The sequence below is a fragment of the Streptomyces sp. NBC_01451 genome (genome assembly GCF_036227485.1).
Lineage (GTDB): Bacteria > Actinomycetota > Actinomycetes > Streptomycetales > Streptomycetaceae > Streptomyces.
The window spans coordinates 8,278,860-8,304,137 of sequence record NZ_CP109479.1 but is presented as its reverse complement, the minus strand read 5'-3'; the positions used below and the strand labels follow the sequence as shown (position 1 = coordinate 8,304,137).

At 66.4% G+C, this 25,278-nt stretch carries 17 protein-coding genes and 3 rRNA genes; 5 read left to right on the top strand and 15 right to left on the bottom strand.

The genetic code is table 11. The annotated features are described in order from the left end of the window. The first annotated feature begins 67 nt into the window (after nt 1-67). Nucleotides 68-439, top strand: a complete 372-nt coding sequence (locus OG595_RS36490; protein ID WP_329279635.1) for a PRC-barrel domain-containing protein — start codon at nt 68-70, stop codon at nt 437-439. Here the strand turns inward: OG595_RS36490 and OG595_RS36485 are convergent. From OG595_RS36485 to OG595_RS36425, 13 genes are all read right to left on the bottom strand, one after another. Beyond that, entirely contained in the window at nt 361-1,824 is a 1,464-nt protein-coding gene (locus tag OG595_RS36485; RefSeq protein ID WP_329279633.1) for a DNA polymerase IV, read from the bottom strand. The two genes, OG595_RS36490 and OG595_RS36485, sit on opposite strands and share 79 nt — an antisense overlap. A 54-nt stretch (nt 1,825-1,878) precedes the next feature. Then, nucleotides 1,879-2,523 carry a MerR family transcriptional regulator gene (locus tag OG595_RS36480; protein ID WP_329279631.1) on the bottom strand — a complete coding sequence of 215 codons (645 nt, stop codon included), beginning with the start codon at nt 2,521-2,523 and terminating at the stop codon, nt 1,879-1,881. A gap of 281 nt (nt 2,524-2,804) precedes the next feature. Continuing rightward, nucleotides 2,805-3,278, bottom strand: coding sequence for a bifunctional nuclease family protein (locus tag OG595_RS36475; RefSeq protein ID WP_006123076.1), 474 nt, complete (start codon nt 3,276-3,278; stop codon nt 2,805-2,807). An 85-nt stretch (nt 3,279-3,363) separates the two neighbouring features. Beyond that, nucleotides 3,364-4,098 (bottom strand): transcriptional regulator FtsR, encoded by a 735-nt coding sequence (ftsR, locus tag OG595_RS36470; RefSeq protein ID WP_329279629.1) that lies wholly within the window; start codon nt 4,096-4,098, stop codon nt 3,364-3,366. Between the two features lie 42 nt (nt 4,099-4,140). Further along, the gene (locus OG595_RS45480; protein WP_443073281.1) at nt 4,141-5,034 is read right to left on the bottom strand and encodes an FHA domain-containing protein; all 894 of its coding nucleotides are present in this window, start codon (nt 5,032-5,034) and stop codon (nt 4,141-4,143) included. Between the two features lie 130 nt (nt 5,035-5,164). Beyond that, a complete protein-coding gene (locus OG595_RS36460) occupies nt 5,165-6,049 on the bottom strand; it encodes a DUF881 domain-containing protein (protein ID WP_329279625.1) in 885 nt (294 codons plus the stop codon). Nucleotides 6,050-6,054: 5 nt separating this feature from the next. Then, nucleotides 6,055-6,387, bottom strand: a complete 333-nt coding sequence (locus tag OG595_RS36455; RefSeq protein WP_006376801.1) for a small basic family protein — start codon at nt 6,385-6,387, stop codon at nt 6,055-6,057. Continuing rightward, complete coding sequence (locus tag OG595_RS36450) at nt 6,387-7,220, bottom strand: DUF881 domain-containing protein (protein ID WP_329283487.1); 834 nt, start codon at nt 7,218-7,220, stop codon at nt 6,387-6,389. Before OG595_RS36450 ends, OG595_RS36455 begins: the two co-directional genes overlap by 1 nt. Nucleotides 7,221-7,389: 169 nt before the next feature. Further along, nucleotides 7,390-9,885 (bottom strand): mannose-1-phosphate guanyltransferase, encoded by a 2,496-nt coding sequence (locus OG595_RS36445; RefSeq protein WP_329279622.1) that lies wholly within the window; start codon nt 9,883-9,885, stop codon nt 7,390-7,392. A 111-nt stretch (nt 9,886-9,996) separates the two neighbouring features. Then, nucleotides 9,997-10,605 carry a CDP-alcohol phosphatidyltransferase family protein gene (locus tag OG595_RS36440; RefSeq protein ID WP_329279620.1) on the bottom strand — a complete coding sequence of 203 codons (609 nt, stop codon included), beginning with the start codon at nt 10,603-10,605 and terminating at the stop codon, nt 9,997-9,999. Nucleotides 10,606-10,714: 109 nt separating this feature from the next. Continuing rightward, nucleotides 10,715-10,831, bottom strand: a 5S ribosomal RNA gene (rrf, locus tag OG595_RS36435). A 91-nt stretch (nt 10,832-10,922) separates the two neighbouring features. Further along, nucleotides 10,923-14,045 (bottom strand): 23S ribosomal RNA (locus OG595_RS36430). 329 nt (nt 14,046-14,374) lie between these two features. After that, nucleotides 14,375-15,903, bottom strand: a 16S ribosomal RNA gene (locus OG595_RS36425). Together the 16S, 23S and 5S rRNA genes form the textbook arrangement of a ribosomal RNA operon. A 568-nt stretch (nt 15,904-16,471) precedes the next feature. Between OG595_RS36425 and OG595_RS36420 the strand changes: the two genes are divergently transcribed. Together OG595_RS36420 and ptsP are read left to right on the top strand one after the other, a co-directional pair. Then, a complete protein-coding gene (locus OG595_RS36420) occupies nt 16,472-16,921 on the top strand; it encodes a PTS sugar transporter subunit IIA (RefSeq protein ID WP_329279618.1) in 450 nt (149 codons plus the stop codon). A gap of 77 nt (nt 16,922-16,998) precedes the next feature. After that, complete coding sequence (gene ptsP, locus OG595_RS36415) at nt 16,999-18,669, top strand: phosphoenolpyruvate--protein phosphotransferase (RefSeq protein WP_329283484.1); 1,671 nt, start codon at nt 16,999-17,001, stop codon at nt 18,667-18,669. Nucleotides 18,670-18,777: 108 nt separating this feature from the next. Here ptsP and OG595_RS36410 read toward each other — a convergent pair whose 3' ends face one another. After that, complete coding sequence (locus OG595_RS36410; protein WP_329279616.1) at nt 18,778-19,671, bottom strand: hypothetical protein; 894 nt, start codon at nt 19,669-19,671, stop codon at nt 18,778-18,780. A gap of 883 nt (nt 19,672-20,554) precedes the next feature. Here OG595_RS36410 and OG595_RS45475 point away from each other — a divergent pair. Further along, nucleotides 20,555-20,779, top strand: coding sequence for a hypothetical protein (locus OG595_RS45475; protein ID WP_443073379.1), 225 nt, complete (start codon nt 20,555-20,557; stop codon nt 20,777-20,779). On the opposite strand, the gene OG595_RS36400 is transcribed toward OG595_RS45475, so the two are convergent. Continuing rightward, entirely contained in the window at nt 20,749-22,725 is a 1,977-nt protein-coding gene (locus tag OG595_RS36400) for an acetoacetate--CoA ligase (RefSeq protein ID WP_329279614.1), read from the bottom strand. The genes OG595_RS45475 and OG595_RS36400 overlap by 31 nt on opposite strands. Nucleotides 22,726-22,906: 181 nt before the next feature. On the opposite strand from OG595_RS36400, the gene OG595_RS36395 reads away from it, so the two are divergent. Then, nucleotides 22,907-25,273: a glycoside hydrolase family 31 protein gene (locus tag OG595_RS36395; RefSeq protein ID WP_329279612.1), complete on the top strand. Its 2,367-nt coding sequence runs from the start codon at nt 22,907-22,909 to the stop codon at nt 25,271-25,273. Nucleotides 25,274-25,278: the final 5 nt, after the last annotated feature.

The window sequence follows — 25,278 nt, the reverse complement described above, 5'->3', positions numbered from 1 at the left end:
GTGGCCGCCTTCCCCGAAGTGCTCTTTTGTAGTGCTTACGGATGAGTTGCGACCATTGGGAGGGCCCGTGCAGACCGACATCGATCCGCGTAACCTGATCGGCCGCAAGGCCTTCGACCGCAACGGCACCAAGATCGGCACGATCGACGAGATCTACCTCGACGACGCCACAGGAGTGCCGGAGTGGGCAGCCATAAGGACAGGGCTGTTCAGCAGGGACGCCTTCGTGCCCCTGGAGCCCAGCGAACTGGTCGACGGCGCCCTGCGCATCCCCTTCGAGCGGGCCCTGATCAAGGACGCTCCCGACTTCGGCGTGGGCCGCCACCTCTCCCCGGAGCAGGAACTGCAGCTCTACCACCACTACGGCCTCGACGTGGCTCCGCCTCCGCCCTTCCCGGACCACGACTTCGGCAGGCTGGCGGGCACGGACGACGCCTGATCCGACGACTCCTCCTCGTCCGGACCGCCGGGTCTTCGCGGCGCGAGGGTCACCAATGGCAGCGGGTCCGCCGGCTCCAGCGCCGGATCGTCGGTCCGGAACGTCCGCACCCGCCCCGGCTGCTCCGATTCCGGCGTCTCGAACCGGACGGTCACCCGCCCCAGCCCACTCCCCTGCACCCAGCCGTGGCCGAAGTCGGCATGCCGTACGTCGTGCCCGGTGGTCCAGTGCCGATCGACGGGCTGCTCCACCTCCTGCCGCTCACCACCCTCGTGCTCGGCCTCCTCCACCGGTTCGAGCGCCGCCAGCTCCCCGGCGGCCTGCGCGAACAGATCCTCCTGGGTGAAGTCGGCCAGACCGCTGACCCCCACCCCGAGCAGCCGCACACCACCCGTCGTGTCCACCGCCTCCAGGAGCCTGGCCGCCGCCTCACGCACCACCCCTGGGTCGTCCGTGGGCCCCCGGAGCGTCTCGGAACGGGTCAGCGTGGAGAAGTCGTACCGCCGCACCTTGAGGACGATGGTCCGCCCGGACAGCCCGGCACCGCGCAGCCGACGCACGCACCGGTCCGCCAGCCGCTGCACCTCCGTCCCCACCCGGACCCGGTCGTGGATGTCCACGTCGTACGTGTCCTCGACCGACACGGACTTGGTCTCCCGCGCGGACACCACGGGCCGCTCGTCGTGCGCCAGCGCCATCGCGTACAACGCGTGCCCGTGCGCCTTTCCCAGCAGCCGCACGAGCTCGGCCTCGCCCGCCTCGGCCAGCTCGTCGACCGTGCTGATCCCGGCCCGCCGCAGATGGTCCCCGGTCGCCGGGCCGACCCCCGGCAGGGTTCGCACCGGCATGGGTCCGAGCAGCGCCCGCTCGGTCCCCGGTTCGATCACCACCAGACCGTCCGGTTTGGCCTGCTCCGAGGCGATCTTCGCGAGCATCTTGGAGGCGGCGAGCCCCACCGATCCCGTGAGCCCCGTGACGGCCCGTATGTCCGCGCGCAGCCTGGCCCCGGCAAGCCGCGCCGACGCCTCGTCCCAGGCCGCCTCCCCGGCCTCCAGGTCGACGAACGCCTCGTCCAGGCTCAGCGGCTCCACCAGGGGCGACAGGGCGTGCAGGAGCCCCATGACCTGCTCACTGATCGACTTGTAGAACCCGCCCCGGGGCACGAGATAGGCGGCGTTCGGCGCGAGCCTGCGCGCCTGCGCCATCGGCATCGCGGAGTGCACCCCGAAAACACGGGCCTCGTACGACGCGGTGGCCACCACCCCGCGCGGCCCGAGCCCGCCCACGACAACGGCCTTCCCGCGCAGACTCGGCTTGGACGCCTGCTCCGCCGAGGCGAAGAAGGCATCCATGTCGAGATGCAGGATCGTGGGCGCGTTTCTCACATCACCGATGCTGCCCTACGCCACTGACAATGCCCCTGAACCCGGGGACGCCGCTCAGACCGCCCGGTTGCGCCGCCGCGCCAGTTCGTCCGTGGGGTTGTGCCCGATGAGCGTCTCGCCGGTGTCGACGCGCTCCCCGTGCAACTGCGAGAGAGCGCTTTCCACATCACGCCAGACCACACCGACGGCGATACCGAAAATGCCCTGCCCGCCCTGGAGCAGCGCGTGCACCTCGTCCGGGGAGGTGCACTCGTAGACGGTCGCTCCGTCGCTCATCAGCGTCATGCGCTCCAGATCTCGGAACTCGCACGCCCGGAGATGCTGAACCGCCGTACGGATGTTCTGCAGCGAGACGCCGGTGTCCAGAAAGCGCTTGACGATCTTCAGGACCACAACGTCCCGGAAGCTGTAGAGCCGCTGCGTCCCCGATCCGTGCGCGGGCCGCACGCTCGGCTCGACCAGACCGGTGCGCGCCCAGTAGTCCAACTGCCGGTACGTGATGCCTGCCGCCGCGCACGCCGTGGGTCCGCGGTAGCCGATCTCCTCGGACGCCATGGAAGTCGCCCCTCCGCTGCCTGATACAGCCGTCGGCCGCCGCGGAACGTGATCGGCCGCGCTGCCGTGAAGCGGGTACGGGCCGCTCTCCCCCAGACCGCGTCCGGGGGCACCCCCAGCCGTACCGTCGCCGCTGCTTCTCACGCCGACCTCCGTCCTTGAACTGCCTTCTCGACGGTAGGCAGTCACCAGGGGTGCGTCAACGATCGCCACACTCGGCACGCCGAGTGATAATCACCCTAGGAGTGGTTTCCCGTACCCCACCGCGGGGAAAGGCTAGCCGAATGTGCTCCGCGTGGGCCGCAGGACGCTCTCACACGCCGCTGGCAATTGCCATCATCCGTGACGTCACGGGTCAAAGGACGCGCCCCACCGACCAGTGGGTCCGTGGGGCGGCGAGCCCAGTCAGCCGTCGCTGTCGCAGCTCACTGGCTGTTGGTCCCGAAGTCCTCGGGAGAGATCTGGTCGAGGAACTCGCGGAACTTCTCCACCTCGTCCTCCTGTTCGTCCGGGATCGCGATCCCGGCGTCGTCGAGCACTCCGTCGCTGCCGTAGATCGGCGTACCGGTACGCAGCGCCAGCGCTATGGCGTCGGACGGGCGGGCGCTCACCTCGACGCCACTGGCGAACACCAGCTCCGCATAGAAGACACCCTCGCGCAGGTCCGTGATGCGCACTTCGGTGAGCTCCTGGCCGACGGCCTCCAGCACGTCCTTGAACAGGTCGTGGGTCAGCGGTCGTGCGGGGGCCATGCCCTGCTGGGCGAAGGCGATCGCCGTCGCCTCACCCGGCCCGATCCAGATGGGAAGGTAGCGGTCGCCTCCCACTTCACGCAGGAGCACGATCGGTTGGTTGGAGGGCATTTCGACCCGGACACCTACGACATCGAGCTCGTTCACACAGCAACCCTAGGCCGTGCCCGGGATGTTTGGGTAGTCGGGCACGGAACGGGTGACCGATCCGCCCTCCGGCAGCCCTCCGCGCTCAGGGCTGCCGCACTCCCAGCGCGATCCGCACCAGGGCTGCGTGCAGCTTCACCGTGAGCCCCGACAGTTCCTTGCTGCGGGCCTCCGCGAGGGCCCTGGTCTGGGGATTGCGGTGACGCTTGAGGGGGGCCACCACCTGGTCGACCAGGCCGGCCTCGCGCTCGGCGGCGGCCTTCATCACCCGTAGGTGCCGCGGCTCGATCCCGAACCGCCCCAGCTCGGCGACGAGCGCGGCGACGGTGACCGTCTCTGCGTCGTACGCACCGTCGGACAGCGGAGCCACCAGCCCGTACGACTGCCACTCCTCGAGTTCCTCGTCGCCGATCCCGGCGGCGGCGAGCAGCTCGGCGCGGCCGATACGGACAGCGGTGGGCCCCTCGGGCTCCAGAACCGGCTCGCCGTCCCGCTGGCGGCCGACCGTGGGAAGCGGGACGGCCTCGCCGCGCTCCATGGCGTCCAGGTACTCCCTGATCACCTTGAGCGGCAGATAGTGGTCCCGCTGCATCCTCAGGACATGACCGAGGCGCTCGACGTCCTCCGGGCTGAACTTGCGGTACCCCGACGGAGTCCGCTGCGGCTCGATGAGCCCCTCCGACTCCAGGAAACGGATCTTGGAGATGGTGACTTCGGGGAACTCGTCGCGCAGCGCGTTCAGCACTGTGCCGATGCTCATCAGCCCACTGTCCGCGGCGGCGATGCCGTGCCCGGCACCGCCGCTCGGTGTTTGAAGCATGGACCTTCCCTGGGGTCTCCCCGGACTCGGTCCGGAGGAGGGTCAGTAGCCCCGCTGGCTCGCGTAGAACACCAGCCGGTACTTGCCGATCTGCACCTCGTCACCGTTCGACAGGGCGACCTGGTCGATCCGCTCGCGGTTGACGTACGTGCCGTTGAGGCTGCCCACGTCGGCGACGGTGAACATGCCGTCCTGGCCCCGGCGGAACTCCACGTGCCGCCGCGACACGGTCACGTCGTCCAGGAAGATGTCGCTCTGCGGATGACGCCCGGCCGTGGTCAGCTCACTGTCCAACAGGAAGCGGCTGCCCGAGTTCGGGCCACGGCGCACCACCAGAAGCGCCGACCCCAGCGGCAACGCGTCCACCGCGGCCTGCGCCTCGGGCGAGAGCATCGGCATCTGCGTCTGACCGGTGACCTCGGCGTCGTACGCCTCGATACCGGAGATGGAGATCGTGGACGTCGTCTCCGACGGACGCTCGGGGGTGACCCCGGCCCGCAGCGGCGCACCACAGTTGGAGCAGAAGCGGCTGTTCTCCGCGTTGCGGTTACCGCACCTCGTACACACCAGGGCCGACATCGACGGATCCTCCTGCCGCGGCTGCCCCGCCGGGGCATTGGACGCATACGGATCGGAGGAAAACTCTCCACCCGAACTTGAGGTTGACGGTTCCCCGAAACCTATGCGCCCGGACTGGGCAGGGTCAACAGACGGCGCGCCCTGACCTCCCGGAACGTCACCGCCCGGACCACCGACCTGATCCCGGAACAGCGGACGCGGACCGTCCGCGTCGGGCTGTGCGCGATGACGGGCGGTCGCATTGTCGCTGCTGCCCTCTCGCGCGCTCTTGCCGAACAACTTCGCAAACAACTTCACGGGCGATTCCCCTTGACCGAAACAGACCCGCCCGTGGGGCAGGACGAACCCTGACTGCACCTACCGGTCGACCCGGACATCCTCACAACGTCCGCCGCCACCTGACAGTTTCCACCACGCACCACCCATTCGGTGCGCCGACCCCCCGCAACCTCATGCCCTCCCCGGACAGCCCCCATGCACCCCCGGTTCACTCTGAGGACGACCGAGCGTAGTCAGGCTGCTTCGCCGCTCGCAAGGCGTCCACGACGATCTTGTCCGCCCGCTCCACGGTAACGGTGGCCTGCTCCTTCTCCAGGGTCTGCACCACACCTCCGGGGATGTTGAGCGCCGGTTCGAGGTCCTCCGGCTTGCCGATGACCTTGAAACGATAGGGAGTGTCGATCTTGTTCCCGTCGACGCTCACTCCCCCACCGTCCTCGTCCGCCAGAAAGGTCCCCGCGACAACCCGTACACCGTTGACCTGGATCGCCTCGGCACCCGCCGCACGCAACTCCTGGATCGCGTCGAGCAGCATGTCGGCTTCGACCGTTCCCTTCGTGTCCTCGATGGTCAGCGTGATCCCGGGCCCCTGCGCGGCCACCGTGCCCGCCAGGATGCCCAGTTGCCGCTCCTTCTCGACCGTCTGCTTGCGGGCCTCCTCAGCCTGGTCCGAGCTGTTCTCCAGCTCGGTCCGCTGATCTTCGAGACCCTGCTTCTCGTCCTCAAGACGCTGCGTACGGTCATCAAGTTCATCCAGGATGCGTACGAGGTCCTCCTGCCGCGCACCGCGCAGCGCACCGTCGTTGTCACTGGTGGACGCGACCTGCACCGCCAGCCCGAATCCGAGCCCGAACAGCAGCAGGGCGACGATGAGTTGGGCCCGGGTCACCCTCGGCGGCCACAGCCCCTTCGCCAGCCGCTGACGGCCGGTCAGGGACGGCTCGGTCTCCTCGTCGGCCCCCGATTCCAGGCCCTGCTCCTCCGAAGGCTCCGCGGGCGGGCCGGAGACCTCCTCGGGCAGTTCCTCGCGCAGTCGGTTCTCGACCGTCTCGGGGTGCTTGTCGCTCGCGTCGTTCTTGTCGTTGTCACTCATCGGCGTCAGGCCCGGAACACGTGCCGGCGGATCGCCGCGGCATTGGAGAAGATACGGATACCGAGAACCACGACGACACCGGTGGACAACTGGGCGCCCACGCCCAGCTTGTCGCCCAGGAAGACGATCAGCGCGGCCACGACGACGTTCGACAGGAACGACACCACGAAGACCTTGTCGACGAAGATCCCGTCGAGCATGGCCCGCAGACCGCCGAACACGGCGTCCAGGGCCGCGACGACGGCGATGGGAAGGTAAGGCTCGACGACCGCCGGCACCTCGGGCCGGACCAACAATCCCGCCACGACGCCCACGACGAGGCCCAGTACCGCGATCACTATGTGCCCTTCTCTGTTCTCGGCTGTGCTGTACGTACGATCACACTCGGTGCGGCGGGCAGCCGGAGGTCGCTCTCCACTGAGATGCCGGTCCGGATGTCGAAGTTCTCCTGCAGCGCGTGCAGATACAGTCCGTCGGCGCTGTCCTGGAACCTGCTGCTCAGCCGCTTGCCGTCCCCCACCGCGAGCACCGTGTACGGCGGCACCAGCGGCTTGTTGTCGACCAGTATCGCGTCTCCCGCGGCCCGGATCGCCGACAGTGCCGTCAGCCGCTGCCCGTTGATCGCGATGGCTTCGGCCCCCGACTGCCACAGCCCGTTCACGACCCGCTGCATGTCCCGGTCGCGCACCCGCCCGGTGTCGGAGAACCCGGAGGTCTCCCGCGCGTCCCCGCCGGCACCGCTGTCGGCTTCCTTCGCGTCGTCCACGACGAGCTTGACACCCGGCCCGTGCACCTCGATCGCCCCCGACAGGATGCCCACCAGGTCGGCCTGTTCACCGCCGCCCTCCGACTTCAGCGCCGCGCGCTGCCGCGCGCTCACGTCGTCGCGCAGTTGGTCGACCGTCTTCTCCAGCCTGTCGGCCGACTCGGTCTCGCGGTCGATGCGGTCGATCAGCTCTTCGCGCTCCTTGGCGATCACGGGCGCCGCTATCCGCGCCTGAGCAGCACCCACAGTCACGACGAGGGCGGCGAGCACCAGCCCGGCAGCAAGCCCCAGCTTCGCTCTCAGCGGCTTCGGCAGCCCGCCGTCACCCGCGGCCTTCCGACGCGCGGCAGCCTCGGCATAGCCCTCGTCGAGGCTGTGGTCCATGACGTTGGTGAGCAGCGACATGGACGCGTCCGGGCGGGTTCGGCTCGTGGGGATGCTCCGAACGGGGGGCTGCTGCGGCATGCCGCACATCGTCCCACGTCGCGACCACTGCCTCCGAACGGCCCCACCGGCGTGCCGGACAGGCCCCTTCGGGGAACTTCCCGTCCGGCACGCGCGCGTGTCCGTCGATTCAGCGACCGGCGCCGTCCACAACGGCCGACCACTCGTCGAGCAGCGCCTGAGCGGAAGCATCGTCCGGGCCCTCGGCCCACAGATGCGTGACAGCCTCAGCCGGGTCGGGCAGAACCATCACCCAGCGCCCGTCGGTCTCGACCACACGCACCCCGTCGGTCGTATCGACGAACCGCTCTCCGGCCTCCTCCACCACCCGCCGCATGACAAGTCCCTTGACGGCCCAGGGAGTCGCCAGATCCCGCTTCAGAACATGCGCCCGCGGAATCCTCGCGTCGATCTGACTGAGTGTGAGCTGGGTCCGCGCGACCAGCCCGATTAGCCGTACGAAGGCCGCCGAACCGTCGAACACACTGCTGAACTCGGGGACGATGAAACCGCCACGGCCGTCCCCGCCGAAGATGGTCGACTCATCGCGCCCGACCCGGGTCAGATCGTCGGGCGAGGTAGTGGTCCATTCCACCTGGGTGCCGTGATACGCGGCGACCTGCTCGGCAATTCGAGTAGTGGTCACCGGCAGCGCCACTCGCCCACTGCGTCGTTCCGCGGCCACCAGATCGAGCATGACGAGCAACGCCCGGTCATCCTCGATGATCCGCCCCTTCTCGTCGACGAGTGAAAGTCGCTCGCCCACCGGATCGAAACGCACACCGAAGGCCGCACCTGCCGACGCCACTATCTCTCCGAGCCGTACCATCCCGGACCGCCGGGTATCCGCGGATTCCGTCGGCCTGGACTCGTCGAGACCGGGATTGATGGTCAGCGAATCGACCCCGAGCTTGCCGAGCAGACTGGGCAGCACGAGCCCCGCGCTGCCGTTGGACGCATCCACGACAACCTTGAGACCGGACTCGGCGATCCCCGTCGTATCGACGTTCCGCAGCAACGAACCTGTGTACGAATCGAACACACTGGCAGGGAAATGCAGATCCCCGATCTCCCCCGGGAACGCCCGCCGGTACTCCTGCCGCGCGAACACCCGGTCCAGCTTCCGCTGACTCGCCTGCGAGAGATCGGCCCCCTGCCCGTCGAAGAACATGATGTCGACGGAGTCAGGCACACCGGGCGTCGTCCGGATCATGATCCCCCCGGCACTCCCCCGCGCGGTCTGCTGCCTCGCCACCGGCAGCGGTACGTTCTCCAGGTCGCGTACGTCGATGGCGCTGGTCTGCAACGCGGAGATGACCGCCCGCTTCAGCGCGCGGGCACCGCGGGAGTGGTCGCGGGCGGTGGTGACCGTGGACCCCTTCTTCAAGGTCGTCGCGTAGGCACCCGCCAATCGCACCACCAGCTCGGGCGTGATCTCGACGTTCAGGATTCCGGACACGCCACGGGCACCGAAGAGATGTGCCTGCCCCCGCGATTCCCAGATCACCGAGGTGTTGACGAAGGCGCCGGCCTCGATCGTCTTGAACGGGTAAACGCGTACGTTCCCCTGAATGATCGATTCCTCACCGACGAGACACTCGTCGCCGATGACCGCTCCGTCCTCGATCCGCGCCGCACGCATGATGTCGGTGTTCTTCCCGACCACGCAGCCACGCAGATTGCTGTGCTGGCCGATGTACACGTTGTCGTGCAACACGGCCCTGTGCAGAAAGGCTCCGCTCTTGACGACGACGTTCGAGCCGACAACGGTGTGCTCGCGGATTTCCACGCCGGCCTCGACCTTGGCGTAGTCCCCGATGTAGAGCGGTCCGCGGAGCACGGCATCGGGACTCACTTCGGCGCCCTCCGCGACCCACACGCCGGGCGAGATCTCGAAGCCGTCGAGCTCGACATCGACCTTGCCCTCAAGGACGTCAGCTTGCGCCTTCACATAGCTTTCGTGCGTACCGACGTCTTCCCAATACCCCTCGGCGATATAGCCGTAGACCAGCCGCCCTTCCTTCATCAGCTGCGGGAAGACATCACCGGACCAGTCGACGGAAACATCGGCCTCGACGTAGTCGAAGACCTCGGGCTCCATGACGTAGATGCCGGTGTTCACGGTGTCGGAGAAAACCTGACCCCAGGTCGGCTTCTCAAGGAAGCGTTCGACCTTGCCTTCCTCGTCCACGATGGTGATACCGAACTCCAGGGGATTCGGCACCCTCGTCAGACAGACAGTGACGAGCGCACCCTTTTCCTTGTGGAAATTGATGAGCTCGGTGAGGTCGAAGTCGGTCAGCGCATCACCGGAGATGACGAGGAAGGTGTCGTCCTTCAACGCCTCTTCGGCGTTCTTGACGCTTCCGGCGGTACCGAGTGGCTTCTCCTCATTGGCATAGGTGAGCTCCATCCCGAGCTCTTCACCGTCACCGAAGTAGTTCTTGACGAGCGAGGCCAGGAACTGAACAGTAACGACTGTCTCGTTGAGCCCATGCCTTTTGAGCAGCCGCAGCACATGCTCCATGATCGGCCGATTCGCCACTGGCAGGAGCGGCTTGGGCATGCTTGAGGTCATTGGGCGAAGGCGCGTGCCTTCGCCTCCGGCCATCACGACGGCCTTCATGTCGGAAGCGTCCTCCTTGAAGAGACGGTCTAGCCGACTTCACCCGTCCAGATTGTCCCGCACTTTTTCAAAGCGGGCCATCGAGCCACTACTGTCGCCCAATCGGCGAGCTCAATCGGCCATGGTGTCCGCACGGACCAGCCGACGGACTTGTACCACGTAGAGGACTCCTGCCCACCAGTACAGGGTTGTACCCCATCCAGCGAACGCCCATCCGAAAATAGCAGCGAGTGACGAGATCCATCCACTTCCGTCACTGAGCAGAAGCAGCGGGAAGGCGTACATCAAGTTGAACGTAGCGGCCTTCCCCAGGAAGTTCACCTGCGGCGGCGGATACCCATGGCGTCTGAGGATGCCCACCATCACCAGAAGGACCAGCTCTCGCGCCAACAGTGCAGCGGTCAACCAGATTGGCAGGATCTCGCGCCACGTGAGACCGACCAAAGTCGAGAGAATGTAGAGCCGGTCAGCTGCGGGATCAAGGAGCCGGCCAAGACTGCTGATCTGGTTCCAGCGCCTCGCGAGCTTGCCGTCCAGATAGTCACTGATCCCGCTCAGCATGAGCACCAGGAGTGCCCAGCCGTCGCTCTTCGGGCCACCGAACTCGGGCCGAAGGATCAGCCAGAGAAAGACGGGTACGCCGACGAGGCGCGCCATGCTGAGGATGTTCGGGATGGTGAGGACCCGGTCTGTCTGGACGCGGGTCTCCTGGACCTCCACCCGGGAGCCTCCTGTGGGAAATGAGCCAACGATGCCCCCTGACCTTACCTCAACGCAAAAAAGCTCCGGCTCTCGGGCGGTGTGCCCAAGAGCCGGAGCTATAAAAGAAGTTCGGCGGTGTCCTACTCTCCCACAGGGTCCCCCCTGCAGTACCATCGGCGCTGTGAGGCTTAGCTTCCGGGTTCGGAATGTAACCGGGCGTTTCCCTCACGCTATGACCACCGAAACACGGTGAAACACATATCAACCGCACCACCCAGTGGCCCCGGGCGGGGTTGTTCGTGGTTTCAGAACCAACACAGTGGACGCGAGCAACTGAGGACAAGCCCTCGGCCTATTAGTACCAGTCACCTCCACCCGTTACCGGGCTTCCAGATCTGGCCTATCAACCCAGTCGTCTACTGGGAGCCTTACCCCATCTAGTGGGTGGGAACACTCATCTCGAAGCAGGCTTCCCGCTTAGATGCTTTCAGCGGTTATCCCTCCCGAACGTAGCCAACCAGCCATGCCCTTGGCAGGACAACTGGCACACCAGAGGTTCGTCCGTCCCGGTCCTCTCGTACTAGGGACAGCCCTTCTCAATGTTCCTGCGCGCGCAGCGGATAGGGACCGAACTGTCTCACGACGTTCTAAACCCAGCTCGCGTACCGCTTTAATGGGCGAACAGCCCAACCCTTGGGACCGACTCCAGCCCCAGGATGCGACGAGCCGACATCGAGGTGCCAAACCATCCCGTCGATATGGACTCTTGGGGAAGATCAGCCTGTTATCCCCGGGGTACCTTTTATCCGTTGAGCGACGGCGCTTCCACAAGCCACCGCCGGATCACTAGTCCCGACTTTCGTCCCTGCTCGACCCGTCGGTCTCACAGTCAAGCTCCCTTGTGCACTTACACTCAACACCTGATTGCCAACCAGGCTGAGGGAACCTTTGGGCGCCTCCGTTACTCTTTAGGAGGCAACCGCCCCAGTTAAACTACCCATCAGACACTGTCCCTGATCCGGATCACGGACCCAGGTTAGACATCCAGCACGACCAGACTGGTATTTCAACGACGACTCCACCCGAACTGGCGTCCAGGCTTCACAGTCTCCCAGCTATCCTACACAAGCCGAACCGAACACCAATATCAAACTATAGTAAAGGTCCCGGGGTCTTTCCGTCCTGCTGCGCGAAACGAGCATCTTTACTCGTAGTGCAATTTCACCGGGCCTATGGTTGAGACAGTCGAGAAGTCGTTACGCCATTCGTGCAGGTCGGAACTTACCCGACAAGGAATTTCGCTACCTTAGGATGGTTATAGTTACCACCGCCGTTTACTGGCGCTTAAGTTCTCAGCTTCGCCACACCGAAATGTGACTAACCGGTCCCCTTAACGTTCCAGCACCGGGCAGGCGTCAGTCCGTATACATCGCCTTACGGCTTCGCACGGACCTGTGTTTTTAGTAAACAGTCGCTTCTCGCTGGTCTCTGCGGCCACCCCCAGCTCGGAGAGCACGTCTCCTCACCAGTGATGGCCCCCCTTCTCCCGAAGTTACGGGGGCATTTTGCCGAGTTCCTTAACCATAGTTCACCCGAACGCCTCGGTATTCTCTACCTGACCACCTGAGTCGGTTTAGGGTACGGGCCGCCATGAAACTCGCTAGAGGCTTTTCTCGACAGCATAGGATCATCCACTTCACCACAATCGGCTCGGCATCAGGTCTCAGCCTTAATGTGCGACGGATTTACCTATCACACGGCCTACACCCTTACCCCGGGACAACCACCGCCCGGGATGGACTACCTTCCTGCGTCACCCCATCACTCACCTACTACAGGTCTGGTCCGTCGGCTCCACCACTCCCCCTTGCCCGAAGGCTCCGGGGCGGCTTCACGGACTTAGCATCGCCTGGTTCACTGTTTGACGCTTCACAGCGGGTACCGGAATATCAACCGGTTATCCATCGACTACGCCTGTCGGCCTCGCCTTAGGTCCCGACTTACCCTGGGCAGATCAGCTTGACCCAGGAACCCTTAGTCAATCGGCGCACACGTTTCCCACGTGTGTATCGCTACTCATGCCTGCATTCTCACTCGTGAACCGTCCACCACTAGCTTCCGCTGCAGCTTCACCCGGCACACGACGCTCCCCTACCCATCCCAGCAGGCGTTGGCCCTATAGCTGGAATGACACGACTTCGGCGGTACGCTTGAGCCCCGCTACATTGTCGGCGCGGAATCACTAGACCAGTGAGCTATTACGCACTCTTTCAAGGGTGGCTGCTTCTAAGCCAACCTCCTGGTTGTCTGTGCGACTCCACATCCTTTCCCACTTAGCGTACGCTTAGGGGCCTTAGTCGATGCTCTGGGCTGTTTCCCTCTCGACCATGGAGCTTATCCCCCACAGTCTCACTGCCGTGCTCTCACTTACCGGCATTCGGAGTTTGGCTAAGGTCAGTAACCCGGTAGGGCCCATCGCCTATCCAGTGCTCTACCTCCGGCAAGAAACACACGACGCTGCACCTAAATGCATTTCGGGGAGAACCAGCTATCACGGAGTTTGATTGGCCTTTCACCCCTAACCACAGGTCATCCCCCAGGTTTTCAACCCTGGTGGGTTCGGTCCTCCACGAAGTCTTACCTCCGCTTCAACCTGCCCATGGCTAGATCACTCCGCTTCGGGTCTTGAGCGCGCTACTAAAACGCCCTATTCGGACTCGCTTTCGCTACGGCTTCCCCACACGGGTTAACCTCGCAACACACCGCAAACTCGCAGGCTCATTCTTCAAAAGGCACGCAGTCACGACTGTATGTGCAAGCACATACAGCGACGCTCCCACGGCTTGTAGGCACACGGTTTCAGGTACTATTTCACTCCGCTCCCGCGGTACTTTTCACCATTCCCTCACGGTACTATCCGCTATCGGTCACCAGGGAATATTTAGGCTTAACGGGTGGTCCCGCCAGATTCACACGGGATTTCTCGGGCCCCGTGCTACTTGGGTGTCTCTCAAACGAGCCGTTGATGTTTCGACTACGGGGGTCTTACCCTCTACGCCGGACCTTTCGCATGTCCTTCGCCTACACCAACGGTTTCTGACTCGTCTCACGGCCGGCAGACCATGAAAGAGAGATCCCACAACCCCGTATACGCAACCCCTGCCGGGTCTCACACGCATACGGTTTGGCCTCATCCGGTTTCGCTCGCCACTACTCCCGGAATCACGGTTGTTTTCTCTTCCTGCGGGTACTGAGATGTTTCACTTCCCCGCGTTCCCTCCACACACCCTATGTGTTCAGATGTGGGTGACAGCCCATGACGACTGCCGGGTTTCCCCATTCGGAAACCCCCGGATCAAAGCCTGGTTGACGACTCCCCGGGGACTATCGTGGCCTCCCACGTCCTTCATCGGTTCCTGGTGCCAAGGCATCCACCGTGCGCCCTTAAAAACTTGGCCACAGATGCTCGCGTCCACTGTGCAGTTCTCAAACAACGACCAACCACCCACCACCCCACCCACAAACGGGCGAGTTCACTGGGGCCGGCACTGAAGGCGACCAGACAAGCCGGCCGTACCCTCAGACACCCAACAGCGCGCCCGACCCGTCCCCGCCCGGAGATCATGCTTTCCACGCCCTCTTGCGAGAGCAGTACTTGCAAGCCTCCGACCCGTGAAACCGGCCGAATAATCAACGTTCCACCCATGAGCAACCAGCATCGGACATCCGCCGATGTACTGGCCTCTGACCGGAACCCCGAAAGGCCCCGGTAAGAAATGCTCCTTAGAAAGGAGGTGATCCAGCCGCACCTTCCGGTACGGCTACCTTGTTACGACTTCGTCCCAATCGCCAGTCCCACCTTCGACAGCTCCCTCCCCGTGAGGGGTTGGGCCACCGGCTTCGGGTGTTACCGACTTTCGTGACGTGACGGGCGGTGTGTACAAGGCCCGGGAACGTATTCACCGCAGCAATGCTGATCTGCGATTACTAGCAACTCCGACTTCATGGGGTCGAGTTGCAGACCCCAATCCGAACTGAGACCGGCTTTTTGAGATTCGCTCCGCCTCACGGCATCGCAGCTCATTGTACCGGCCATTGTAGCACGTGTGCAGCCCAAGACATAAGGGGCATGATGACTTGACGTCGTCCCCACCTTCCTCCGAGTTGACCCCGGCAGTCTCCTGTGAGTCCCCATCACCCCGAAGGGCATGCTGGCAACACAGAACAAGGGTTGCGCTCGTTGCGGGACTTAACCCAACATCTCACGACACGAGCTGACGACAGCCATGCACCACCTGTACACCGACCACAAGGGGGGCACCATCTCTGATGCTTTCCGGTGTATGTCAAGCCTTGGTAAGGTTCTTCGCGTTGCGTCGAATTAAGCCACATGCTCCGCTGCTTGTGCGGGCCCCCGTCAATTCCTTTGAGTTTTAGCCTTGCGGCCGTACTCCCCAGGCGGGGAACTTAATGCGTTAGCTGCGGCACCGACGACGTGGAATGTCGCCAACACCTAGTTCCCACCGTTTACGGCGTGGACTACCAGGGTATCTAATCCTGTTCGCTCCCCACGCTTTCGCTCCTCAGCGTCAGTAATGGCCCAGAGATCCGCCTTCGCCACCGGTGTTCCTCCTGATATCTGCGCATTTCACCGCTACACCAGGAATTCCGATCTCCCCTACCACACTCTAGTCTGCCCGTATCGAATGCAGACCCGGGGTTAAGCCCCGGGCTTTCACATCCGACGCGACAGACCGCCTACGAGCTCTTTACGCCCAATAATTCCGGACAACGCTTGCGCCCTACGTATTACCGCGGCTGCTGGCACGTAGTTAGCCGGCGCTTCTTCTGCAGGTACCGTCACTTGCGCTTCTTCCCTGCTGAAAGAGGTTTACAACCCGAAGGCCGTCATCCCTCACGCGGCGTCGCTGCATCAGGCTTTCGCCCATTGTGCAATATTCCCCACTGCTGCCTCCCGTAGGAGTCTGGGCCGTGTCTCAGTCCCAGTGTGGCCGGTCGCCCTCTCAGGCCGGCTACCCGTCGTCGCCTTGGTGAGCCACTACCTCACCAACAAGCTGATAGGCCGCGGGCTCATCCTTCACCGCCGGAGCTTTTAACCCCCACCCATGCGGGCAGAAGTATTATCCGGTATTAGACCCCGTTTCCAGGGCTTGTCCCAGAGTGAAGGGCAGATTGCCCACGTGTTACTCACCCGTTCGCCACTAATCCCCCACCGAAGCGGGTTCATCGTTCGACTTGCATGTGTTAAGCACGCCGCCAGCGTTCGTCCTGAGCCAGGATCAAACTCTCCGTGAATGTCAACCCGTAATCGGGTCACACCACGAGAGCGGAACAGTCAGGCGGAATAAGCCCGACCGTTCACAGCGTCCTCGCTGTGTTTACTACTTCAAAGGAACCTCAACCCACAGACAAAAGCCCGTGAGCCGGGGTATCAACAAACTTGGCGTTGATTTTTGGCACGCTGTTGAGTTCTCAAGGAACGGACGCTTCCTTCGTACTCACCCAAGAACACTCTCAGGCTTTCCTCCGGGCGCTTCCCTTCGGTGTTCCAAACTCTATCAGTGATTTTCCGACCCCCTGACCACCGTTCAGCAAGCATGCAGAACGAGACCCCGGGAGAGGATCTGACAAGTTGGATGCTGCCGGGCAAGGACACTTGATCGCGTCACTCAGCCCCAGGCAGGAGAACGACTGTACACGGGCCATCAGAGCAGGCGCAAATCGATCGCGCGGCGCATCAGGGATGTCAACCGACGCCTCTCACACGGAACCGTCACTTCATATGACATACGCTGCTCAACAGTGTGCCGTCCGGGACCAGGCAGTGACGGCCCGTATGAATCTCCACCCCGGGAGGCTTCCCTTGACCACCGTGATGTCCCCTCTTGCAGGACGTGCCATCGGACTGGCCGCTGTGCCGGACCCGGTCTTCTCCGGGGCCATGGTCGGCCCCGGCACCGCCATCGACCCCGTGCGTGAGCCCTCGGAGGCAGTCGCCCCCGTGACCGGCGTCATCGTCTCGCTCCACCCGCATGCCTTCGTCGTCGTGGACGACGAGGGCCACGGTGTACTCACCCACCTCGGCATCGACACCGTGCAGCTCAATGGCGAGGGCTTCGAGCTGCTCGTCAACAAGGGCGACACCGTGACGCGTGGTCAGAGTGTGGTGCGCTGGAACCCGGCCGCCGTGGAAGCTGCCGGCAAGTCCCCGGTGTGCCCGATCGTGGCGCTCGAAGCCACGGCCGACTCCCTCTCCGATCTCGTCGAAGACGGCACGGTGAAGGCCGGGGACAGCCTCTTCGGATGGCAGTGACGCCAGCGGCGTTTCATGAGAGTAAGCAGGAAACCCACCGCGGCGGCGGGACCCGCCGCACTATCGGAGACGGTGAGATGGAGACAACGCTGCGAGGCGTCGGTGTGAGCCACGGTGTGGCGATCGGCGAAGTTCGGCACATGGGAACGGCAGTGCTCGAGCCGCCTGCCAAGCAGGTCCCGGCGGAGGATGCGGAGCGCGAGCAGGGGCGCGCCCGCCAGGCCGTTGACGCTGTGGCGGCGGACCTGAACGCGCGCGGCAATCTGGCGGGCGGCGAGGCCCAAGCAGTGCTTGAGGCGCAGGCCATGATGGCCCAGGATCCCGAACTGATCGCGGACGTGGACCGGCGTATCGCAGTCGGCAGCACGGCCGAGCGCGCTGTGTACGACGCGTTCGCCGCGTATCGCGCTCTTCTGGCGGGTGCCGGTGAGTACCTCGCTGGGCGCGTGGCCGACCTCGACGACGTGCGGAATCGTATCGTCGCCCGACTTCTCGGGGTTCCCATGCCCGGTGTCCCCGACAGCGACGAGCCGTACGTCCTTATTGCCCGCGACCTCGCGCCCGCCGACACCGCGCTGCTGGATCCGACCCTGGTACTCGGCTTCGTGACCGAGGAAGGTGGGCCGACCAGCCACAGCGCGATCCTGGCGAGGGCCCTCGGTGTACCCGCCGTGGTGGCGCTGCCCGGTGCGGGTGAGCTCGCCGAGGGCACGGTGATCGCGGTGGACGGGAGCACGGGAGAAGTCTTCGTCGAACCCAGTGCGGAGAAGAAGGCGCAGTTGGAGGCCGCGGCTGCCCAGCGCAAGGCGGCGCTGACAGCCTCGACCGGGCCTGGCGCCACCTCCGACGGTCACAAGGTGCCTCTGCTGGCGAACGTCGGCGGGCCCGCGGACGTACCGGCTGCCGTCGAGGCCGGAGCAGAGGGCATCGGTCTCTTCCGTACCGAGTTCCTTTTCCTGGACGACAGCAAGAACGCGCCGTCCGAGGCGAAGCAGATCGAGGCGTACCGGCAGGTTCTTGAGGCCTTCCCCGAAGGGCGCGTTGTCGTTCGGGTGCTCGACGCGGGCGCGGACAAGCCGCTGGACTTCCTGACGCCGGCCGACGAGCCGAACCCGGCTCTGGGTGTACGCGGTCTTCGGACCCTGCTCGACCACCCCGATGTGCTGCACACGCAGCTGACGGCGCTCGCGAAGGCCGCGGAGGGACTGCCTGTCCACCTTGAGGTCATGGCTCCGATGGTCGCGGACCGTGCCGATGCCAAGGCGTTCGCGGACGCGTGCCGTGCGGCCGGGCTGCGGGCGAAGTTCGGTGCCATGGTGGAGATCCCGTCGGCCGCGCTGCGGGCGCGCTCGATCCTGCGGGAGGTCGAGTTCCTGTCCTTGGGAACCAACGACCTCGCGCAGTACACCTTCGCCGCCGACCGTCAGGTGGGGGCGGTCTCTCGTCTGCAGGATCCGTGGCAGCCCGCGCTGCTCGACCTGGTCGCTCTGTCCGCCGAGGCGGCGAGGACCGAGGGCAAGAGCTGTGGTGTCTGTGGCGAGGCGGCGTCGGACCCCTTGCTCGCGTGTGTGCTGATCGGTCTGGGCGTCACCTCGCTTTCCATGGGCGCGGCTTCGATTCCCTACGTGCGGTCGTCGCTGGCCAAGTACACGCTGGCGCAGTGTGAGCGGGCCGCCGTGGCAGCCCGGGCCGCGGACAGTGCCGAGGAGGCTCACGACGCCGCTCAGGCAGTGCTGTCGGGCGAGTAGTCGCCCGGTCGCGTCGTCGATCAGTCGCGCGGACGCGGTCGGTGCGGACCGTTCGTCGGGCGAGGGGCGTTCCACTTCGGGCGGGGCGCCCCTCGCCCGTCTGTCGTTTCAGTGGATGTGGCCCGTCGTGGGTCCCTCTCCTCCGAGGTCTGGGGGTGTGCAGTAGTCGACGTCCGGTTCCGGGGAGATGAGGTCGCCTGATTCGGCGTCGGTGCAGTAGGCGTCGAAGACCTCGCCGGCGGTCAGCGGTTCGACACCGTTGCCGCGCAGGTGCCAGCCGTAGACGCGGTCGGTGGTGCCGGGGGCGGTGGTGCGCATCACGAGGCCGCCGGGGCTCTGGGTGGCGAGGCCGAGAGCCAGGACCGTGGTGAATTCGAGGGCTTCGGCCTCGTCGAGTTCTGCCGCGCCCTCGCTGTCGTCGTCCGCGTGGAGGACGGCGACGAGTGTTTCGGCTGGTGTCGTGACACTGCAGACGAGGTGCCTGTTTCCCCGTGGGGCGGTGTCGAGGATGCGGACGAGGAGGTTCGAGGCACGGGCGAACGCCGCACGTCCGATGTCCTCCCCGCAGGATGCGCAGGCGCCGATTCGTGCCAGGAGTGTGGCGGCGTACTCCCAGGTCGCCTGGCGGACGGCCTCGTCGACCAGGTGTGGAAGCAGCTCGGCGAGTGGTTGGCCGTCGTACGGGACGGTCGGGCCCGTGGTGGCGAGTTCCGCTGTGAAGCGGGTGCGGCTGGACGGGGCGTCCGGGTCCAGACCGGAGGCGATGCAGAATTCGGCGTACTCCTCAGGGTCGAAGAGCGCGACGGTGGTGTGACTGCCCTGCGCGGCAAGGCTTTTCAGGAGAGCTTCCACCTCGCGGAGGTAGGCCGTGTGGTTCTGGAAGGTGAAGGTGCGGTAGCGCCGCATCGCCCGGAAGTCGTGCTCGTCGGTGAGCAGGCCGATGGTGCCCGCGATTTCGCGGCGCAGAACGCGCCGCATGGTCGGGTGGCCGGTGTTCGCCATGGTTCCCCCTGTGTGCCGTCGATCAATGCTCACTCAAAGTAACGGGAGCCACTGACAATGGTCTTCGGGTCGGTCGGTCACGGACGAGGCGATGCTGAATCACGCAGCTCACAGCGATTCCGGCGCCGAAGCCGGTCCAGCCGAGAGGCCCGGCGGCGGTGGCCGCAGTGACAGTCAGTTGTCCGGTGGTGCGCTGTCGGGCTTGCGCGAGTCCGACGGCCGAGGTGGTGAGGAACAGTGTCGCGGAGGCAGTCGTACAGGTGGCCGACAGAGGCATGGTGATGCCGCCCGGCGCGAAGACCTCGGAGAGCGGGAGCAGGAGCCTGCGAGCGGCCCTGGTGGTGGTGATGGTGACGAAGCGGGCCAGAGGGACCCCGGAGGGCCACCACCATCACGTTGTCGAGAACCATCAGCAGCGGTGCGAGGCCGGTCGGTGCGCGGCCGGTTTGGGCGGTCCGGAGGGGCAGGCCGACCTTGAAGACGGCGTCGTCGAGGATGAGGACGGCCTCGGTGGCGACGTAGGCGAGGTAGGTGTGATCGCGCCATGCGCGGTGGCGACGAGCCTGAGGGCGTCGCCGACCAGAAGTCATTGTTACGCCGTGGTGCGGCGAGGCCGCCGAGGGTCCAACCCGCTTTGGTGGCCGTCCGGTTGATCGCCTGGTAGCGGACACGGTCCGGTCCGGCGACGCGGGTGGCACAGAGCTTGGTGATGACTCTCGACCCGCGGTCGCCGAAGCCGCCGACGGCCGTGCACGCGAGAAGCACCGCGTAGTGATCTGTCGTGAGCGGGGCGAACGAGGCCAGGGCACGTATCGACTGGAGGGCGACCAGGACGCGGGGCAAGGGAATTGCCTCGTCCGTCGAAAGAGGTGTGTCCGAGGGGATGTTGGGGCCGGGGGCGCCGCTGCCTCCGGTGCGTCGGCTCGCCGACGAGCTGGGGATGAGTCCGGGCACGGTCGCGACGGCTTACGCGGGCCTCCGGTCGGCCGACGCGGCGCGGCCGGCCTCGGACTTCGCCATTGTGCTGGTCGAGTCCGCGGCCACCTACGGTGGTCGACCGCTCTTCCGGGGTGCCTGTCAGGCGCGTTTGCGGGCCAGCTCGGCGTAGAAGTTCAGCAGGTCCAGGTTGTCGATGGAGCCGGGGTTGACGGCCTTCTCCAGGGGGCTGCCCTGGAGAAGGCGCTTCACCGGGACCTCGATGCGCTTACCGGTGAGGGTGTGCGGAACTCCGGGGACCTCGATGACCTCGTCGGGGACGTGGCGCGGGGAGAGCTGTTCGCGGATGGTCTGTTTGATGCGGTTCAGGAGGGCCTCGTCGAGTACGGCTCCGGGCGCGAGGTGGACGAAGAGCGGCATCCAGTAACCGCCGTCGGGTTGTTCGACGCCGATGACGAGGGATTCCTTGATCTCGGGCAGTCGTTCGACGGCTTCGTAGATGTCGGCCGACCCCATGCGCACGCCCTGCCGGTTGAGCGTGGAGTCGGAGCGGCCGTGGATGATCACGGAGCCGCGCGAGGTGAGGGTGATCCAGTCGCCGTGGCGCCACACTCCGGGATAGGTGTCGAAGTAACTCTCGTGGTACCGGCTGCCGTCGGGATCGTTCCAGAAGTGGACGGGCATGGACGGCATCGGGTTGGTGACCACGAGTTCGCCGACCTCGTCCACGAGGGGCTCTCCGTTCGGGTCCCAGGACTGGAGGTCGGTGCCCAGCCCGGGCGCCTGGAGTTCGCCGATGTGCACGGGGAGGGTCGGTACGGCCCCCGCGAAGCAGGAGCACACGTCCGTGCCGCCGCTGACCGAGGCGATCCACAGGCCGGCCCCGCTCGCCGCGAACTCGTCGTGCAGCCAGCGGAATCCGTCGGGAGGCAGCGGTGATCCGGTCGTCGCGACGCACTGCACCTCCGACAGGTCGAAGTCCCGGGCCGGGTGCACTCCGGCCTTCAGGCAGGCCATGACGTACGCCGCCGAGGTGCCGAAAAGGGTCGCTCCCGTACGTTCGGCGATCCGCCACTGGGCGCCGGTGTCGGGGTAACCGGGGCTGCCGTCGTAGAGGACGATCGTCGTGCCCGTGAGGAGGCCGGAGACGAGGAAGTTCCACATCATCCAGCCGGTGGACGTGTACCAGAAGAAGCGGTCCTCCGGGCCCAGGTCGCAGTGCAGGCCGAGTTGTTTGAGGTGCTCGACGAGGATGCCGCCCTGGGACTGGACGATCGCCTTGGGGAGGCCGGTCGTGCCCGAGGAGTAGAGCACCCACAGGGGGTGGTCGAAGGTGACCTGCTCGTAGGCGGGTGTCACATCCGCGGACGTGAGGGCGGACCATTCCAGGGCGCCTTCGGGAGGCTCGGTGCCCAGCAGCGGGATGTGGACGACGGCGCGCAGGGTGGGCAGTTCTCGACGGAGTTCGGCGACGGTGTCACGGCGGTCGTGCTCCTTGCCGCCGTAACGGTAGCCGTCGACGGTGAACAGCACGACCGGTTCGACCTGCTGGAAGCGGTCGAGGACGCTGCGGGCACCGAAGTCGGGGGCGCAGGACGTCCATACGCCGCCCACGGCGGCCGTGGCGAGCAGAGCGACCACGGCTTGGGGAACGTTCGGGAGATAGCCGCTCACGCGGTCTCCCGGGCGCACTCCGAGCGTACGCAGCTCGGCGGCGAGGGAGCCGACCTGGCGGCGCAGTTCGGCCCAGGTCACCGGGCGGGGTTCGTGGGTCTCGTCGACATACAGGAGGGCGGGTTCGTCCGCGCGGGTGTCCGCGGCGCGCAGGGCGTGCTCGGCGTAGTTGAGCTTCGCTCCGGGGAACCATTGCGCGCCGGGCATCGAACGATCGCCGAGCACGCGCGCGTAGGGCGTCGAGAAGCGCACGTCGAACCACTCGGTGACGGCTTGCCAGAACGTGTCGAGCCGGTCCACGGACCACCTGTGCAGTGCTGCGTAGCCGCCGTCGGCGGGGGCTCCGTGCTGCTCGGCCGCCCACGCCTGGAACCTGGTGATCCTGGCCCGGGCGATGCGTTCCCGGTCGGGCTGCCAGAGGGGCGTGGGGTTGGTGGTGGACATGGGGCGGCTCCCGGACTGTGCGCGTGACACGGCTGACACGGACCATGCCATTTGATCGACTCCGGCACCAGGGTGCGCCGCGCGGGGGTCGTGTCGTGGAGATGAAGATGTGGTCCCTACCAGGGTGAACGGCTGCTGAACTGTGCGCCTATCGGGTGAAGTCAGTGGCAGGCTGAGCAGCATGGAAGGTCGTGACCTGGTGCGTTCGGTGAAGGCGGTCGGTTCGGCGGGAGCGGCCCAGGGGCTGCGTACCGTACGGGCCGCCTGGCGCCGGAGGCGTGCCGACGCAGCCGGGCTGCCGCCGCGGGGTACCGAGCGCGCGCGGGTGCCCGGGCCCGTGCTGGACGTGGAGCCGGGGCCCGGTGGCGGTGTAGTCCGGTTCGCGAGGTCGGAGCTGCGGGTCGTCGTCGCCGTCAACGGGGCGGTCTTCTGGGGCTGGGACGGGGCCGGTCCCGAGCCGTCGTACGCACTCGCCGGCCGCTGTCCGGAGCCGGATCCCCGTGCCTCGCTGGAGCCGGACACGGACGGCGGCTGGCGGGTCGTGGCCGAGCGGGTGACGGTCGTGGTCTCGCGGCACGGTGCGGTGGAAGTGCTCACCCCCGGAGGGGTGAGCCTGCGACGGGAGCTGCCGCCTCGCTGGTGGGAGCCCGTGGGCGGCGGCACGAGCCGCTGGATGCAGCGCTCCGAGGTGGCCGCGGACGCGCGGTTCTTCGGGCTCGGGGGGCGCGCCTCGGGACCGCGGTTGCGCGATGGGACCTACCGCCTGTGGAACACGGACCCCGGTCGCGCCTTCGGCCGCGGCGACGATCCGCTGTCCATCACCATGCCGGTGCAGCTGGTGGTGGCCGATGCGGCGACCCACCTGGTTTTCCAGGACACCACCTGGGACGGCACGGTGACACTGCGGGAGGGTGAGGAGGGAGCGGGTTCGGGGCACGACCGGGCCGGAACGTCCGAGCTGCGGATGGACGGCGGGCCGCTGCGCTGCTGGATGATGGTGGGCACCCCCGCGCGCGTGCTGCACACGTGGGCCACGCTCACGGGCGCTCCCGCGCTGCCGCCTTCGTGGGCGCTGGGCCACCACCACGTGCGCCGGGGCCTCGGCGGGGAGCAGGAGGTGCGGCGGATCGTCGCGGGCTACCAGGAGCACGATCTGCCGCTCGACGCGGTCCATCTCGGGATCGACCACTTCGACGGGCACCAGGTGTTCACCATCGACGAGGAGCAGTTCCCGAAGATGGCGGCCCTCGCCGAGGATCTGCGGCGCGACGGCATACGGCTGGTGTCGGTCGTCGGCCCCGCGGTCGGGGCCGTGCCGGGCAACGCCGTGTACGACGGCGGGAGCGCCGAGGACACGTTCGTACGGGATGCGTCGGGGCGGCTCGTGCGAGGGGTCGCGTGGCCCGGGGAGTCCGTCTTCCCCGACTTCACGCACGCGTCCGTGCGTGCGTGGTGGGGCCGGATGTACGAGGAACGGCTCGGGCAGGGGTTCGCCGGCTTCTGGCACGACATGGACGAGCCCACGTCCTTCACCGCTTTCGGAGAGTCGACCCTGCCGCGTTCGGCCCGCCACGTGCTGGAGGGGCCCGGCGGCGACCACCGCGAGGCGCACAACGTGTACGCCCTGTGCATGGCCCAGGCCGCCTACGAGGGGCTGAGCGAACTGGCGCCGAAGGAGCGGCCGTTCGTGTTCTCCCGCTCCGGCTGGGCCGGTATGCAGCGCTACGGAGGGGCGTGGTCCGGGAACGTGGCGACAGGCTGGCCGGGGCTGCGGGCGTCCCTGTCGCTGGTGATGGGCCTCGGGCTGTGCGGGGTGCCCTACTCGGGCCCTGATGTGGGCGGCGTGGGCGGAGGCCCGTCGCCGGAGCTGTATCTGCGGTGGTTCCAACTGGGCGCCCATCTGCCGCTGTTCCGCACGCACGCGGGTCTGCGGGCGGGGTGCAGGGAGCCCTGGGAGTTCGGTGCGGATGTCCTGGCACACGCGCGCGTGGCGCTCGTCGAACGCCGGCGCATGCTGCCGTACTTCACGACGCTGGCGCATCTGGCGCGTCTCACGGGGGCGCCCTATGTGCGGCCGTTGTGGTGGGGGGCGCCCGAGGAACGTTCGCTGCGGGACTGCGAGGACGCCTTCCTGCTGGGTGACTGTCTGCTGGTGGCACCGGTGCTCGACCCGGGTGCGGACCGGCGTGCGGTGCAGCTGCCGCGCGGGCGCTGGTACGACACGGTGACGGAGCAGGCGTACGAGGGGCCCGGTCAGGTGCTGGTCGACGCTCCTTTGTCGCGGATTCCGGTTCTTGCCCGCGCGGGCGCCGTCGTGCCCGTGCGGGGCGACGGCGGCGGTCTTGAGCTGGAGGTGTGGGCGCCCGCCCGCGGACGTACCGGGGGCGGGCTGGTGGTGCAGGACGCGGGTGACGGGTGGGAGGAGCCGGAGATCGAGCGGTACGTCACTCGCTGGGAGGGGCGTCGGGTGGTCGTCGAGCGGGACGGGGAGGACGGCGTGAGCGAACCGGTCCACCCCGTGCGCGTACGAGGCCTCGACGGGCGCTGAGCGGC